This window comes from Cupriavidus sp. DL-D2, assembly GCF_039710735.1.
GTDB lineage: Bacteria > Pseudomonadota > Gammaproteobacteria > Burkholderiales > Burkholderiaceae > Cupriavidus.
The window spans coordinates 69688-84472 of sequence record NZ_JBDKXK010000005.1; the positions used below are offsets into that span (position 1 = coordinate 69688).

Below are 14785 nucleotides of genomic sequence, written 5' to 3' on the forward strand. Positions count from 1 at the left end.
TCCATGATGTTTGAAACCTGGTGGCTGCTAGCGCTGCCACTTGTCTTTGGCCTTGGCTGGATGGCGGCGCGGTTTGATCTGCGCCAGCTGATCAGCGAGCAAGGCGCGTTGCCGCGCTCCTACTTCAAGGGCCTCAATTTCCTGCTCAACGAACAGCCTGACCAGGCGATCGATGCGTTCGTCGAGGTTGCCCGGCTCGATCCCGAGACCACGGAACTGCATTTCGCGCTGGGCGCGCTGTTCCGCCGCCGGGGCGAAACGGAGCGGGCCATCCGCGTGCACCAGAACCTGGCGACGCGGCCCGACCTTCCCGAGCCCGAACGTGAGCACGCACTCTACGAACTGGGGCAGGACTACTTGCGTGCAGGTCTGCTCGACCGTGCCGAGGAATCGCTGCGCCGGCTGATGTCGGGTCCGTATGCGGCATCGGCCAAGCGCGTGCTGCTGGAACTGTACGAAGTGGAAAAGGAATGGCTCAAGGCCATCGACGCCGCGCGCGAGCTGCAGACACTCGAACAGAAGGATTACCGCATACAAATCGCCCAGTTCTGCTGCGAACTGGCGCAGGACGCGCTACAGAAGAAAAAGCCCGAAGACGCCGTCACCTGGCTGGGCCGTGCCCGCGAGGAGAATCCGGCCAACGTCCGCGCGCCGATCCTGCTGGGTGACGTATCGGCTGCTGCGGGTGACCTGCCGGGCGCCCTGAAGCATTGGCTCGCCATCGAATCCCAGGATGCTGCCTACCTGCCGCTGGTGGCCGATCGTGTGGTGAAGGCGTATGCCACGCTTGGCGAGCAAGGCAAGGCGCTGGACTGGCTGCGTGGGCTGCTCAAGGGCAACCTCGCGGCCGAACTGCTCGACACTGCGTATCGGACCGAACTCGAAGTCAATGGGCCGGTGGGCGCGGCAACACTGATGCGCGAGCAACTGCGCCGCCAGCCGACGCTGCTGGCGCTGACAAAGTATTTCGAAGCGCAGGCCGCCGAGAAACAGGCCGCTGACGCGGGCGGCGTGGGTACGCCAGACGAGCAGGCGCAGGAAACCGCTGCTATCCGCGATCTGTTGCAACTTCGCACGCGCAATCTGGCGCGCTACACGTGCCGCGAGTGCGGCTTCCGCGCGCGCCTGTTTTATTGGCAGTGCCCGGGCTGCAACCGCTGGGAAACTTATGCGCCGCGTCGCTCCGAAGCGCTTGGCTAGGACAATTCAGGCGAACGTCACAGTTCTGGAGCCTCAGTAAATGAAAGTCACGATTATCGGCAGCGGCTATGTGGGTCTGGTGACCGGCGCCTGCCTGGCCGAACTCGGTAACGCCGTATTTTGCCTCGACGTAGATGAAAAGAAGATCGCGCTGCTCAATGCTGGCGGTGTACCGATCTACGAGCCGGGCCTCAAGGAATTGATCGACCGCAACCGCGCGGCGGGGCGGCTCACGTTCTCCACCGATGTTGCGGCCAGCGTCGAACATGCCGATGTGCAGTTCATCGCCGTAGGCACGCCGCCGGACGAGGATGGCTCGGCGGACCTGCAGTACGTGCTGGCTGCCGCGCGCAATATCGGCCGGCACATGACCGGATTCAAGGTGGTGGTGGACAAGTCCACGGTGCCCGTCGGCACTGGCGATCGTGTCACTGCTGCAATCCGCGAGGAGCTGTCCGCGCGCGGACTGGAAGACCTGCAGTTCTCGGTGGTGTCGAATCCGGAATTCCTGAAGGAAGGCGCGGCCGTCGAAGACTTCATGCGGCCCGACCGCATCGTGCTGGGTTGCGCGCCCGACGCCGCCGGCCGCCATGCGCAGGCGATCATGCGCCAGCTCTACTCGCCGTTCAACCGCAATCATGAACGCACCTTCTATATGGATGTGCGCTCGGCCGAGTTCACCAAGTACGCCGCCAATTCGATGCTGGCCACGCGGATCTCGTTCATGAACGAATTGGCCAACCTGGCCGATGAAGTGGGTGCCGATATCGAACTGGTGCGCATGGGTATCGGCTCGGACCCGCGCATCGGTTACAGCTTCCTCTACGCGGGCGCCGGCTATGGTGGTTCATGCTTCCCGAAGGACGTGCAGGCACTGATGCGTACGGCCAGCGCTCATGGCAAGCCGATGCGCGTGCTCGAGGCCGTGGAGGCCGTCAACGACGCGCAGAAGCAGGTGCTGGGCGAGAAGGTCATTCGCCGTTTTGGCGAAGACCTGAGCGGCAAGACTTTCGGCATCTGGGGTCTGGCTTTCAAGCCGAATACCGACGATATGCGCGAGGCCCCGTCGCGCGTGCTGGCGCGTGAACTGGTGTCGCGTGGCGCGTCGCTGCGCGTGCATGATCCCGTGGCGATGGCCGAGGCCCGCCGCGTGATGGAAGCCGATCTGGCCGGCATCGAGGGGGGGATGGCGCGCGTGCAATTCTGCGACGCGCAGATGGACGTGCTGACGGGCGCCGATGCGCTGGTGATCGTGACGGAATGGAAGGTGTTCCGCAGCCCCGATTTCGCGCAGATCCGCACGATGCTGAAAACGCCGGTCGTCATCGACGGCCGCAACCTCTATGAACCCGATGCAATGGCCGATGCCGGCATCGAATATCACGCGATCGGGCGTTCGAACGCCCATCCCTGATTGGTATGCCTGACCGCGCCTGACCGGCGCGAGGCGTGTCGCAAAGGACAGTTCATGAGCAAGAACATCATTCCGCAGGAACAAATCCAGAAGGCCCAGGTGCTGGTGGTGGGCGACATGATGCTGGACCGCTACTGGTTTGGCGATGTCGAGCGCATCTCGCCCGAGGCGCCAGTCCCCGTGGTGCAGATCAAGCGCAGCGACGAACGACTGGGCGGTGCCGCCAACGTGGCGCGCAATGCCGCGGCGCTGGGTGCACGAGTTGGCATGCTGGGCGTGGTCGGCGACGACGAACCCGGCCGCACGCTTGAGGCCCTGCTGGCGGCCAGCCATGTGCAACCATACCTGCATCACGACCGGTCGCTGAGCACGACGATCAAGCTGCGCGTGATGGCGCACCAGCAGCAACTGCTGCGCGTCGATTTCGAGAACGCGCCGGCCAGCGAAGTGCTGGCATCGGTACAGGATCGGTATAACGCACTAGTGAAGGACTATCAGGTACTGGTGCTGTCCGACTACGGCAAGGGCGGGCTGACGCACGTCGGCCGCATGGTCGAGGCGGGGCGCGCCGCTGGCCGGACCGTGCTGATCGATCCGAAGGGCGATGACTACTCGCGCTATCGCGGCGCCACGCTGATCACACCGAACCGTTCCGAAATGCGTGCCGTAGTGGGCGCCTGGAAGACCGAAGCGGACCTGACGATCCGCGCCCAGAACCTGCGCCGCGACCTGCATCTGGAGGCGTTGCTGCTGACGCGCTCGGAAGAGGGCATGACGCTCTACACCGAAGCGGAAGTACTCCACGTCTCGGCCCAGGCCCGCGAAGTCTATGATGTATCGGGGGCCGGCGATACGGTGATCGCCACGCTGGCCACGATGCTCGGCGCCGGTGTGCCGCTCAAGGAAGCGGTGCAGCACGCCAACCGCGCCGGTGCCATCGTCGTCGGCAAGCTCGGCACCGCTGTTGTCAGTTATTCCGAATTGTTCGGCGCCTGAAGCGCGCCCTAGCCAGAATCCGCCATGACCATCATCGTGACCGGCGCTGCCGGCTTTATCGGCAGCAACATCGTCAAGGGCCTCAACGATCGCGGCGAGACCGACATCGTTGCCGTGGATAACCTGACGCGTGCCGAGAAATTCAACAACCTCGTGGATTGCGAGATTGCCGATTACCTGGACAAGACCGAGTTCGTCGAGCGCTTCAAGCGTGGCGAGTTTGGCAAGGTCCGCGCGGTGTTTCATGAAGGCGCGTGCTCCGATACCATGGAGACCGACGGCCGCTACATGATGGAGAACAACTACCGCTATACGCTGGCGCTGATGGAGGCGTGCCTGGAACAGGGCACGCAGTTCCTGTACGCGTCCTCGGCGGCCACCTATGGCGCTTCGACCATGTTCCGCGAAGACCGCGACTACGAGAAGCCGCTGAACGTCTACGGTTACTCGAAGTTCCTGTTCGACCAGGTGGTGCGTCGTCGCCTGCCCACCGCGCTGTCGCAGATCGTAGGCTTCCGATATTTCAATGTCTATGGCCCGCGCGAGTATCACAAGGGCCGCATGGCGTCGGTGGCGTTCCACCACTTCAACCAGTTCCGTGCCGAGGGCACCGTGAAGCTGTTCGGCGAGTACAACGGCTACGCGCCGGGTACGCAGAGCCGCGACTTCGTGTCGGTGGAGGATGTGGTCAAGGTCAACCTGTACTTCCTCGATCACCCGGGCAAGTCCGGCATCTTCAACCTCGGGACAGGCCGGTCGCAGCCGTTCAACGATATCGCGGTGTCGGTGGTCAACGCGCTGCGCGAGGCGGACGACAAGCCGCCGCTCTCGCTCGACGAGATGGTGCAGGAAGGGCTGGTCGAGTACGTGAAGTTTCCCGATGCGCTGCGCGGCAAGTACCAGTGCTTCACGCAATCCGATGTGTCGCGCCTGCGCGCCGCCGGCTACGACGCACCGTTCCTCACGGTGCAGGAAGGCGTGGAGCGTTACTGCAAGTGGTTGATGGAACGTAGCTGACCCGTCGGATGTTGTTTTTGATGTGGTTTGCGTGCGACGCTGATGGCGCGCAAACCTCGTAGGAATTTGGGAGTGCAACGCTCCCATTGCAGTGCGGACACATAAGCGCGCGGAAGTCGTGAACTTGTGTGTCCGGCCGTTTCTGAGGCCCATTCGGAAACCTATCCTGACCTTCCCTGCTGCCATCCGGCGGCGGGTCAACAAAAAAGGAAAGGAGTTCCTGATGCACAAGATCCTCGTACATTCCCTCTCGAAAGTGTTCCATGCCGTCCGCGACGGCTGGCGCGATGTGGCCGTGGCGCTCGGCATGGCAGTGGCCCTGCTCGGCATGGGTCCCGCTTACGCCAATGTCGACGTCAATACGGCAGACGAGGCCGCGCTTACCGCGCTCAAGGGAATCGGACCGGCCACGGCCAAGCGCATCCTCGACGAACGTGACAAACATGGTGCATTCCAGGACGCTGCCGATCTGGCCGATCGTGTGCCGGGCGTGGGATCGAAGTCGGCTGCCAATCTTGAAGCTTCGGGGTTGACCTTTGGTAAACCTGCAGCGGCGCCCAAGGCGACGCGCAAGGATGCCCGTCCGGTAGCGAAGTCAGCTCAGGCATCCAGCCAGAAGCCTGCAGCGACGCGCTGACCCGCGGCGGGGCTGCCTCTCCCGGTGGCCCTGTCCGGCGTCAACAGGTTGCGGCTGGTATGCGTTGTGCTTGGCTGGCATTCGTGCGCCGGCCGTGCCGATTTGCACGGTTCGGGGTGCGCGGTATCATCCGCATCGCTGAGAAAGCGTGCAGGTGCATGCCGTCACCTGCTGCACCAGGACGCTATACGCGCGTCGACACATTCCAACAAACAGGCATACCGCTGACAGGGAGAGAACAATATGGCGAATGGCCAGGACAGTACCGACAGCAATCATGACGAGGGTTTCCTGCCGAAATGGCGGCTCAAGACCACGGGCGTGATCGGCCCCGATGAACGCCTGCCGGCCGGACAGACGCTGCTGGCGGGCATCCAGCACGTGGTGGCGATGTTCGGCTCCACGGCCATCGCGCCGATCCTGATGGGATTCCATCCCAACATCGCGATCCTGTTCTCGGGCATCGGTACCTTGCTGTTCTTCCTGTGCGTGCGCGGGCGCGTACCGAGCTACCTCGGTTCGAGCTTCGCATTCATTGCCGTGGTGATCGCTGCCACCGGCTACGGCGGTAGCGGCCCCAATCCGAATATTCCCGTGGCGCTCGGCGGCATCATCGCGGCCGGTGCGCTCTATACGGTGATCGGACTTGTGGTGCAGGCCGTGGGCTATGCGTGGGTCGAAAAGCTCATGCCGCCCGTGGTCACTGGCGCAATCGTCGCTGCCATCGGGCTGAACCTCGCACCGGTAGCGGTCAAGGCCGTCAGTGGCGCGCCGCTCGACACATGGGTGGGGCTGCTGACAGTGCTCGCCGTGGGCCTCATCGCGGTCCGTGCGCCGGGTATGCTGGGGAGATTGCCGGTCCTGCTGGGCGGCCTGGCTGGCTATCTTGCCTACTTTGTTGCCACTAACCTGATGGGTATGGGCAAGGCGATCGATTTCTCGGGCGTGGCGGCGGCCAGCTGGTTTGGCATGCCTGAATTCACGACGCCGGTCTTCGAGTTCAATGCGATGCTGCTGATCGCGCCGGTGGCCATCGTGCTGGTCGCGGAGAACCTCGGGCACATCAAGGCTATTGGCGTGATGACGGGTCGCAATCTTGACCCGTACATCGGCCGCGCGTTCATTGGCGATGGCGTGGCCACGATGCTGTCCGCGTCGGGTGGCGGCACGGGTGTGACCACCTACGCCGAGAACATGGGCGTGATGGCTGTGACGAAGATCTACTCGACGCTGATCTTCGTGGTGGCTGCTGCCGTGGCGATCCTGCTCGGTTTCTCGCCGAAGTTCGGCGCATTGATCCTGACGATTCCCGGTCCGGTGATCGGTGGCCTGACCATCGTCGTCTTCGGTCTGATCTCGGCAACGGCCGGCCGGATCTGGGTGCAGAACCACGTCGATTTCTCGAGTTCGCGCAACCTGATCACGGTGGGTGCGACGTTGACGGTGGCTGCCGGTGACCTGACGCTGAAGCTGGGCGGCATGACGCTGGGGGGCATCGGGACTGCGACGTTTGGTGCGATCCTGCTCTACCATCTGCTCGGCAAGGGCCGTGAGGAAGAGCAAGGGCTGACGCACTGAAAGTCCCGGCCACCGGTGCGGGTAAGGTGGGTGCATTACAATGGCCGACGAAAATCTGAGCGACCCCGCACCATGGCCTATAAAACGATTGAAGACACCATCGGCAACACGCCGCTGGTGAGACTGCAGCGCATTCCCGGCGCTGCCATCGAAGCGCGCGGCAACGTGATCCTTGGCAAGCTCGAGGGAAACAATCCCGCCGGGTCGGTCAAGGACCGTCCCGCACTGTCGATGATCCGCCGAGCAGAAGAGCGCGGCCGCATCAAGCCGGGCGATACGCTGATCGAGGCCACGTCGGGCAATACCGGCATTGCGCTGGCCATGGCCGCAGCGGTGCGTGGCTACCGCATGATCCTGATCATGCCCGAGGACCTGAGCCTTGAGCGCCGCCAGAGCATGGCGGCGTATGGTGCCGAGATCATTCTGACCCCGGTGAAGGGCGGTATGGAGTACGCACGCGACCTGGCGGATGCCATGGAGCGCGAAGGCAAGGGTGTCATCCTCGACCAGTTCGCCAATCCGGACAATCCGCTGGCGCACTACGAGACGACGGGGCCCGAGCTGTGGCGCGATACCGAAGGCCGCATCACGCACTTCGTCTCGGCCATGGGCACGACCGGCACCATCACCGGTGTGTCGCGCTATCTGAAGGAAAAGAACCCCGCAATCCAGATCGTCGGCGCCCAGCCGGCCGAGGGTTCGCGCATTCCAGGCATTCGTAAATGGCCGGAAGCGTATCTGCCGAAAATCTATGACCCGAAGTTCGTCGATCGCCAGGAGCCGGTGACGCAGGCCGATGCCGAACATATGGCCCGCCGCATGGCCCGCGAGGAAGGCATCTTCTGCGGCATCTCGGCCGCTGGCGCACTGTGCGTGGCCCTGCGCGTCGCCGAAGAAGTAGAGAACGCGACGATCGTATTCGTGGTCTGCGACCGCGGGGATCGGTATCTGTCGACGGGCGTGTTTCCGGCTTGAGTCGGTAGCGATCCCTCTGTTTTTCTCCCCTCTCCCGCCTTGCGGGAGAGGGGAGAAAACCACGCCAACAACAGGCGCCTCACCCCATCGCTGCCTTCACCGCCTCTCCCAGCTGGTACACCGCCAGCGCATAGAAGAAGCTGCGGTTGTAGCGCGTCAGCACATAGAAGTTTCGCAGCCCAATCATGTATTCGACGGGCTGGTCTGGCGTGGGCAGGTCCACCACGAGCACGCCGGTTTCGCCTTCGCGCTGTGTGTCGATCGGCTCGTCCACACGCAGTCCCGCACGCGTGAGCTGGTTCAGTGTGCGCGTCGGCCAGGGTTCACCGTCAGCGGCGGCTGCGGCAACGCCCAGGCTGCCCGCATCGCTGGCGATGCGCCAGGCCACGGGGCGGTTCGCTTCCCATCCATGCAGTTGCAGGAAACGTCCGACACTACCGATGGCATCGGTGGGGCTGTTGCGCAGGTCGACATGGCGGTCGCCGTCATAGTCCACGGCGTACTCGCGCAGACTCGTCGGCATGAACTGCGGAATGCCCACCGCGCCGGCATAGGAACCGAGCACCGAGAACACGTCAGTCTTCGTCTCGCGGCACCAGAGCAGGTAGTCGGCCAGCTGGTTGCGGAACAACTGGGTGCGGGCGGCGCGGTTCGGGGTGTCCGGGTAATCGAAGGCTAGCGTCGACAAGGAGTCGATCACGCGGAACGTTCCCATGTCCCGGCCGTAGATCGTCTCGACGCCGATGATGCCGACGATTACCGACGCCGGCACGCCAAATTCGGCTTCGGCGCGGCGCAGTGTTTCGCGGTTCTGCTGCCAGAAGCGCACACCGGCATTGATCCGGATCGGTTCGATGAAGCGTGAGCGATAGGCGCGCCAGCTTTTCTTGCCGGGAGTTGTCGGCGGCATGATCAGCCGCGCCACAGTGGCCGAGAACACGGCCTGGCTGAAATACGATTCAAGCTCGGCGCGCGGGAAGTTGTTGCGCGCCACCATATCGTCGATGAACGCCCGTGCCTGGGGATGGTTCTGATAGCGGCCCGGTTCGATTTCCTCTTCCCGGGTACTGCTCACGCGACGCTTGCCAGCGGCAAGCAGCTTGGGAGAAACGCCGCACAGGCCCAATGCGGCAGCGGTGAGTGCGGCGCCCAGCAGGGGGCGGCGCAGGGAGCGCTGTTGGTCGGTCATGTTGTCCTTTGCAAGTCGGACCGAGTATAGCGGATGCGATACATGCGAAGTCCGACGGCCCCGGCCTTGGAAGCGGGGCTCAGTGGCGCTCGGGCATCCGCGAAAGACCCGGCACGTCCTGTGCTAACGTAACGTCTGGAGACAAACTTGACCCGCAAACGAAAATGCCAACGGGCTATTACACGCATCCGTCGTTCCTGTTGCACGAGATGGGGCATTTCCACCCCGAGTGCCCGGAACGGCTGCAGGCCATCGAAGACCATCTGATTTCCCATGGGATGGACGGCTTGCTCGACCGGCGCGATGCCCCGGCCGCCACCGAAGACCAGATCGAACGTGTGCACCGGCCCGACTACGTGGCCAGCCTGACGGCGAACATCCCGTCAGCGGGGAGCTACTATCCCATCGATCCCGATACCTCGATGAACCGCCATACGCTGGCGGCTGCCACCCACGCAGCGGGGGCGGCCGTGGCCGCTACCGACGCAGTGATCACAGGAGAGATCGAGAACGCTTTCTGCTGCGTGCGCCCGCCTGGCCACCACGCCGAACCGGATCGCGCGATGGGTTTCTGCTTCTTCAACAACGTGGCGATTGCCGCGCGCCACGCGCTGGCGGCACACGGTCTGGCGCGCGTGGCAGTGATCGACTTCGATGTCCATCATGGCAACGGTACGGAATCGGCCTTCCTCGACGAGCCGCGCGTCATGATGTGCAGCTTTTTCCAGCACCCGTTCTATCCGTACAGCGGCACCGAGCATTTCGCGGCAAACATGTCGAATATTCCGCTGCCGGCTTACACGAACGGCATGGCCGTGCGCGAGGTTGTCGAGACGATCTGGCTGCCGCGCCTGAACGAGTTCAAGCCCGAGATGCTGTTCATCTCGGCGGGTTTCGATGCGCACCGCGAGGACGACCTCGGCCAGATGGGGTTGGTGGAACAGGACTACGCCTGGATCACCGAGCAACTCGTTCAAGTGGCCAGGACCCATGCAAAGGGCCGCATCGTCAGTTGTCTGGAAGGCGGCTACAACCTGAGTGCACTGGCGCGCAGCGTGTTTGCACATATCAAGGTGCTGATGGAGGCGTAGTTTCCGCTCAATCGGTCTTAAATGACTTTTGCAGCATTTTCACCGCGTCTATATGACGCCAATGCATAACGCCATCAAAAAAATCTCGTTTGAGGTATGAAGCGGATCGCATAAAATGCGGGCTTCATAAAAATATCTACGGCAACAACGCAGGAGACCCCGCGCTGTTGCCGTTTTTTCGTTTTCCAATGATCGAATTGCAAGGGCTGTCGCAGCGATTCCCCGGCGGGTCGGGGGAAGTGCATGCGCTGCGTGACGTCAGCCTATCCATCGCATCCGGCGAGATCTTCGGCATCATCGGCCGAAGCGGCGCCGGCAAGAGCACGCTGGTGCGTGCCATCAACCTGCTGAACCGGCCCTCCGGTGGCCGCGTAATCGTGGCCGGCCAGGACCTGACCGCACTGGGCAAGTCCGCGCTGCGCGAGGCGCGCCGCGAGATCGGCATGATCTTCCAGCATTTCAACCTGCTGTCCTCGCGCACCGTCTACGACAACGTGGCGTTGCCGCTGGAGTTGGCGGGCAAGTCGAAGCAGGAGATCGCCACCACGGTGGAGCCTCTGCTTGAACTCGTGGGACTGACAGTATTGCGCGACCGCTATCCGGCACAGATCAGCGGCGGCCAGAAGCAGCGCGTGGGCATTGCGCGTGCGCTGGCCAGCAAGCCCAAGGTGCTGCTGTCGGACGAAGCCACATCGGCGCTCGATCCGGAGACCACGCGCTCGATCCTCGAACTGCTCAAGCGGATCAACAAGGAACTGGGCCTGACCATCGTGATGATCACCCACCAGATGGAAGTCATCAAGCAGGTCTGTGACCGCGTGGCTGTGCTGGAAGCGGGGCAGGTCGTGGAGACAGGCCGCGTGATCGACGTGTTCCTGCGTCCGCAGCACGAGGTGACGCGTGCCATGATCGGCGACGTCATCGCGCAGGAACTGCCGGTCAGCGTGCTCAAGCGCGTGGAAAGCCGGCTCGGCAATGGCCGTGACCACGTGTATCGCCTGGCCTTCACGGGCGATAACGTTGACCAGCCCGTGCTGGCGCAGGCGATTCGTCAGCACGGCCTCGATTTCAACATCCTGCATGGCCATATCGACGAGATCCAGGGCCAGGCATTCGGCTCGCTGGCGATCATGGCAACCGGTGACCCGGCCAGCGTGCGCGCGGCCATGGAGTATCTGCAGAATCAGGGCGTGGTTGTAGAGGAGATCGATCATGTCGTCTGAACTGCTCGATATGTTCCTGTCGTCGTTCAATCAGACGCTGCTGATGGTGGGCATTTCCGGCGTGGTTGGCGCATTGCTCGGCGTGCCGCTAGGTGTGTTACTGCACCTGACGAACAACGGTGGTGTGGTGTCGAACCTGTTCTTCAACCGCACGATCGGTGTGGTCGTCAACGCGGTGCGCTCGATTCCGTTCATCATCCTGCTGGTGCTGGTGATTCCACTGACGCGATTCCTCGTCGGTACGTCGATCGGCACCACGGCGGCTATCGTGCCACTGACCATTGCGGCCGTGCCGTTCATCGGGCGGCTGGTGGAAGCGGCACTGCGCGAAGTGGACAAGGGCCTTGTGGAAGCAGCGCAGTCGATGGGCGCCACGACACGGCAGATCGTCTGGAAGGTGCTGCTGCCCGAGGCCATGCCCGGTATCGTCGCGGGCCTGACCATCACGTTCGTGAGCCTGGTGGGCTATTCGGCCATGGCGGGTGCGGTGGGCGGCGGTGGTCTGGGTGACCTCGGCATTCGCTACGGCTACCAGCGTTACGAGACCGAGATCATGGTCGCCGTGGTGCTGGTCCTGATCGTGTTCGTACAGGCTGTGCAGAGCTTTGGCGACTGGCTGGTGCGCCGGATCAGCCATCGCTGATTCGCAAGTTTCAACAGGGAAAACAGGGTAAATCGAGATGCAACGTCGTAATGTGCTGAAGGGCGCCGTGGTGGCGCTGAGTTTGACGGTATCGGCTGGCGTGTTCGCGCAGGACAAGCCGATCAAGATCGGCGTGACGGGCGGCCCGCACGCGCAGATCATGGAGCAGGTGAAGAAGGTGGCAGCCAAGGATGGCCTGAACATCCAGCTCGTCGAGTTCAGCGACTACGTTCAGCCGAACGCCGCGCTGGCCGCTGGCGACCTCGACGCCAACAGCTACCAGCATCTGCCGTACCTCGAAGCGCAGATCAAGGATCGCGGCTACAAGTTCACGCATATTGCCTTCACGGTGACGTTCCCGATGGGCGTCTACTCGAAGAAGATCAAGTCTCTGGACCAGATCAAGCAGGGCGCCCGCGTTGGCGTGCCGAACGATCCCACCAACGGTGGCCGTGGCCTGCTGCTGCTGCAGGCCAAGGGCCTGATCAAGCTGCGTCCGGATGCGGGCCTGAAGGCCACGCCGCTGGATATCGTCGAGAACCCGAAGAAGATCAAGATCGTGGAACTGGACGCTGCCCAACTGCCGCGCTCGCTGGACGATCTCGACGCCGCTGCCATCAATGGCAACTACGCGGAATCGGCTGGCTTGTCGCCCACGCGCGATGCCATCGCCACGGAAGGACCGAAGGGTCCGTACGCGAACCTGATCGCCATCCGCGAAGCCGACAAGAACAAGCCATGGGTGGCCAAGCTCGTAAAGGCGTACCACTCGCCGGAAATCAAGCAATACGTGCAGACCACGTTCAAGGAGTCGGTGATTACAGCCTGGTAAGTTCTAGGGGTTTTCATCCATACGCTGTGCCTGCAGGGCATCCTGCGGCACAATGAGCGCGGATTTTTCGAATTGCCGGCTATGCCCGGCAATTCTTTGTCTATAAAATAGTACGATCGTTCGAAAATCAAAAGCGTCGCCACCCCGGTGGTTATAATGGCGAGCGATTCAAAACTTTGGACTATCAGCTATCAGTGGAGTGAGCGCATGAAAGTACTCGTCGCAGTCAAGCGGGTGGTGGACTACAACGTCAAGGTCCGTGTGAAGTCGGATGGTTCGGGTGTCGACCTGGCCAACGTCAAGATGAGCATGAACCCGTTCGACGAAATCGCCGTGGAAGAGGCCGTGCGCCTGAAGGAAGCCGGCGTCGTCACGGAAGTGATCGCCGTATCGTGCGGCGTGGCGCAATGCCAGGAAACGCTGCGTACCGCGATGGCCATCGGTGCCGATCGCGGCATCCTGGTGGAAACCACCGAAGACCTGCAGCCGCTGGCCGTGGCCAAGCTGCTCAAGGCTCTGGTGGACAAGGAACAACCGCAACTGGTGATCCTCGGCAAGCAGGCCATCGATGACGATTCGAACCAGACCGGCCAGATGCTGGCCGCGCTGGCTGGCCTGCCGCAAGCCACCTTCGCCTCGAAGGTCGTGGTGGCGGATGGCAAGGCATCGGTGACGCGTGAAGTGGATGGCGGTCTGGAAACGCTGTCGGTGAAGCTGCCGGCCGTGGTGACCACCGACCTGCGCCTGAACGAGCCGCGTTACGTGACGCTGCCGAACATCATGAAGGCCAAGAAGAAGCAGCTCGATACCGTCAAGCCGGAAGATCTCGGTGTGGACGTGAAGCCGCGTCTGTCGACCGTGAAAGTCGTTGAACCGGCCAAGCGCAGCGCTGGCCAGATGGTCCCGGATGTGGCCACGCTGGTGCAGAAGCTGAAGTCTGAAGCCAAGGTCATCTGAGCGCGCGGAGATAAAACATGACTGCACTTGTCATTGCTGAACACGACAACCAATCGATCAAGGCCGCCACGCTGAATGCCGTGACGGCAGCCACCCAGTGCGGTGGCGATGTCCACGTGCTGGTGGCTGGCTCGAATGCCAAGGCCGCTGCCGATGCCGCCGCGAAGATCGCGGGCGTGTCGAAGGTCCTGCTGGCCGATGCACCGTACTTTGCTGACCAGCTTGCCGAAAACGTGGGCGACCAGATCCTGGCCATCGCCAACGATTACTCGCACATCCTGGCGCCGGCCACCGCATCGGGCAAGAACATCCTGCCGCGCGTGGCTGCCAAGCTGGACGTGGCTCAACTGTCGGACATCACCAAGGTGGATGCCGCTGACACGTTCGAGCGTCCGATCTACGCCGGCAACGCAATTGCCACGGTGAAGTCGGCCGACAAGATCAAGGTCATCACCGTGCGTGGCACGGCGTTCGACCCGGCTGCCGCCGAAGGTGGCTCGGCCAGCGTGGAAACGCTGCCGGCCGTGGCCGACGCGGGCATCTCGCAATTCGTGTCGCGTGAAGTGACCAAGAGCGACCGTCCGGAACTGACCGCTGCCAAGATCATCGTGTCCGGTGGCCGTGGCGTGGGTTCGGGCGAGAACTACACGAAGGTGCTGACCCCGCTGGCCGACAAGCTCGGCGCAGCAATGGGCGCCTCGCGTGCGGCAGTCGATGCCGGCTTCGTGCCGAACGACTACCAGGTCGGTCAGACGGGCAAGATCGTGGCTCCGCAGCTGTACATCGCCGTCGGTATCTCGGGTGCGATCCAGCACTTGGCCGGTATGAAGGACTCCAAGGTGATCGTCGCGATCAACAAGGACGCGGAAGCCCCGATTTTCTCGGTGGCGGACTACGGCCTGGTTGGTGACCTGAACACCGTGGTGCCGGAACTGGTAGCCGCACTGGGCTGATCGCCCGCCCGGCCGGTTCCCCCTTGGTGAGCCGGCCCGTATAGAAGAACAAGAAGCCGTTCCGGGTATTTCCCGCGAGC

14 protein-coding genes are annotated in these 14785 nt (G+C 62.9%); 13 read left to right on the forward strand and 1 reads right to left on the reverse strand.

Annotated elements, in window-relative coordinates; genetic code table 11:
- Positions 1-3 precede the first annotated feature (3 nt).
- From lapB to cysM, 7 genes are all read left to right on the forward strand, one after another.
- On the forward strand, positions 4-1200 hold the full coding sequence (lapB, locus tag ABDB81_RS05525) for a lipopolysaccharide assembly protein LapB (RefSeq protein WP_160471663.1): 1197 nt from the start codon (positions 4-6) through the stop codon (positions 1198-1200).
- A gap of 40 nt (positions 1201-1240) precedes the next feature.
- Positions 1241-2614, forward strand: coding sequence for a UDP-glucose/GDP-mannose dehydrogenase family protein (locus ABDB81_RS05530; protein ID WP_160471665.1), 1374 nt, complete (start codon positions 1241-1243; stop codon positions 2612-2614).
- Between the two features lie 54 nt (positions 2615-2668).
- The gene (gene rfaE1 / locus ABDB81_RS05535) at positions 2669-3610 is read left to right on the forward strand and encodes a D-glycero-beta-D-manno-heptose-7-phosphate kinase (RefSeq protein ID WP_137926438.1); all 942 of its coding nucleotides are present in this window, start codon (positions 2669-2671) and stop codon (positions 3608-3610) included.
- A 24-nt stretch (positions 3611-3634) separates the two neighbouring features.
- Positions 3635-4627, forward strand: coding sequence for an ADP-glyceromanno-heptose 6-epimerase (rfaD, locus tag ABDB81_RS05540; RefSeq protein ID WP_346810227.1), 993 nt, complete (start codon positions 3635-3637; stop codon positions 4625-4627).
- A gap of 223 nt (positions 4628-4850) precedes the next feature.
- Positions 4851-5264, forward strand: coding sequence for a helix-hairpin-helix domain-containing protein (locus ABDB81_RS05545; protein ID WP_160471666.1), 414 nt, complete (start codon positions 4851-4853; stop codon positions 5262-5264).
- A gap of 243 nt (positions 5265-5507) precedes the next feature.
- Positions 5508-6842 (forward strand): solute carrier family 23 protein, encoded by a 1335-nt coding sequence (locus tag ABDB81_RS05550; protein WP_160471668.1) that lies wholly within the window; start codon positions 5508-5510, stop codon positions 6840-6842.
- A 72-nt stretch (positions 6843-6914) separates the two neighbouring features.
- Positions 6915-7817, forward strand: a complete 903-nt coding sequence (gene cysM / locus ABDB81_RS05555; RefSeq protein WP_137926434.1) for a cysteine synthase CysM — start codon at positions 6915-6917, stop codon at positions 7815-7817.
- A 79-nt stretch (positions 7818-7896) separates the two neighbouring features.
- On the opposite strand, the gene mltB is transcribed toward cysM, so the two are convergent.
- Positions 7897-9006 (reverse strand): lytic murein transglycosylase B, encoded by a 1110-nt coding sequence (mltB, locus tag ABDB81_RS05560; protein ID WP_137926433.1) that lies wholly within the window; start codon positions 9004-9006, stop codon positions 7897-7899.
- A gap of 164 nt (positions 9007-9170) precedes the next feature.
- Here mltB and ABDB81_RS05565 point away from each other — a divergent pair, with 164 nt between their 5' ends.
- From ABDB81_RS05565 to ABDB81_RS05590, 6 genes are all read left to right on the forward strand, one after another.
- Complete coding sequence (locus tag ABDB81_RS05565) at positions 9171-10097, forward strand: histone deacetylase family protein (RefSeq protein ID WP_346810232.1); 927 nt, start codon at positions 9171-9173, stop codon at positions 10095-10097.
- Positions 10098-10285: 188 nt separating this feature from the next.
- Positions 10286-11320: a methionine ABC transporter ATP-binding protein gene (locus ABDB81_RS05570; protein ID WP_346810235.1), complete on the forward strand. Its 1035-nt coding sequence runs from the start codon at positions 10286-10288 to the stop codon at positions 11318-11320.
- The gene (locus ABDB81_RS05575) at positions 11310-11963 is read left to right on the forward strand and encodes a methionine ABC transporter permease (protein WP_137926430.1); all 654 of its coding nucleotides are present in this window, start codon (positions 11310-11312) and stop codon (positions 11961-11963) included. Before ABDB81_RS05570 ends, ABDB81_RS05575 begins: the two co-directional genes overlap by 11 nt.
- A gap of 37 nt (positions 11964-12000) precedes the next feature.
- On the forward strand, positions 12001-12795 hold the full coding sequence (locus ABDB81_RS05580; protein ID WP_346810238.1) for a MetQ/NlpA family ABC transporter substrate-binding protein: 795 nt from the start codon (positions 12001-12003) through the stop codon (positions 12793-12795).
- Between the two features lie 207 nt (positions 12796-13002).
- A complete protein-coding gene (locus ABDB81_RS05585; protein WP_137926428.1) occupies positions 13003-13752 on the forward strand; it encodes an electron transfer flavoprotein subunit beta/FixA family protein in 750 nt (249 codons plus the stop codon).
- 17 nt (positions 13753-13769) lie between these two features.
- A complete protein-coding gene (locus ABDB81_RS05590; RefSeq protein WP_137926427.1) occupies positions 13770-14705 on the forward strand; it encodes an FAD-binding protein in 936 nt (311 codons plus the stop codon).
- The last annotated feature ends 80 nt before the right edge of the window (positions 14706-14785 follow it).

Bases quoted from the DNA above. Each gene is read 5' to 3' on its own strand.
- ABDB81_RS05530 (WP_160471665.1), top strand. From the start codon at position 1,241: ATGAAAGTCACGATTATCGGCAGCGGCTATGTGGGTCTGGTGACCGGC.
- ABDB81_RS05580 (WP_346810238.1), top strand. From the start codon at position 12,001: ATGCAACGTCGTAATGTGCTGAAGGGCGCCGTGGTGGCGCTGAGTTTG.
- ABDB81_RS05590 (WP_137926427.1), top strand. From the start codon at position 13,770: ATGACTGCACTTGTCATTGCTGAACACGACAACCAATCGATCAAGGCC.
- ABDB81_RS05585 (WP_137926428.1), top strand. From the start codon at position 13,003: ATGAAAGTACTCGTCGCAGTCAAGCGGGTGGTGGACTACAACGTCAAG.
- ABDB81_RS05550 (WP_160471668.1), top strand. From the start codon at position 5,508: ATGGCGAATGGCCAGGACAGTACCGACAGCAATCATGACGAGGGTTTC.
- ABDB81_RS05570 (WP_346810235.1), top strand. From the start codon at position 10,286: ATGATCGAATTGCAAGGGCTGTCGCAGCGATTCCCCGGCGGGTCGGGG.
- ABDB81_RS05565 (WP_346810232.1), top strand. From the start codon at position 9,171: ATGCCAACGGGCTATTACACGCATCCGTCGTTCCTGTTGCACGAGATG.
- rfaD (WP_346810227.1), top strand. From the start codon at position 3,635: ATGACCATCATCGTGACCGGCGCTGCCGGCTTTATCGGCAGCAACATC.
- lapB (WP_160471663.1), top strand. From the start codon at position 4: ATGATGTTTGAAACCTGGTGGCTGCTAGCGCTGCCACTTGTCTTTGGC.
- ABDB81_RS05575 (WP_137926430.1), top strand. From the start codon at position 11,310: ATGTCGTCTGAACTGCTCGATATGTTCCTGTCGTCGTTCAATCAGACG.
- rfaE1 (WP_137926438.1), top strand. From the start codon at position 2,669: ATGAGCAAGAACATCATTCCGCAGGAACAAATCCAGAAGGCCCAGGTG.
- mltB (WP_137926433.1), bottom strand. From the start codon at position 9,006: ATGACCGACCAACAGCGCTCCCTGCGCCGCCCCCTGCTGGGCGCCGCA.
- ABDB81_RS05545 (WP_160471666.1), top strand. From the start codon at position 4,851: ATGCACAAGATCCTCGTACATTCCCTCTCGAAAGTGTTCCATGCCGTC.
- cysM (WP_137926434.1), top strand. From the start codon at position 6,915: ATGGCCTATAAAACGATTGAAGACACCATCGGCAACACGCCGCTGGTG.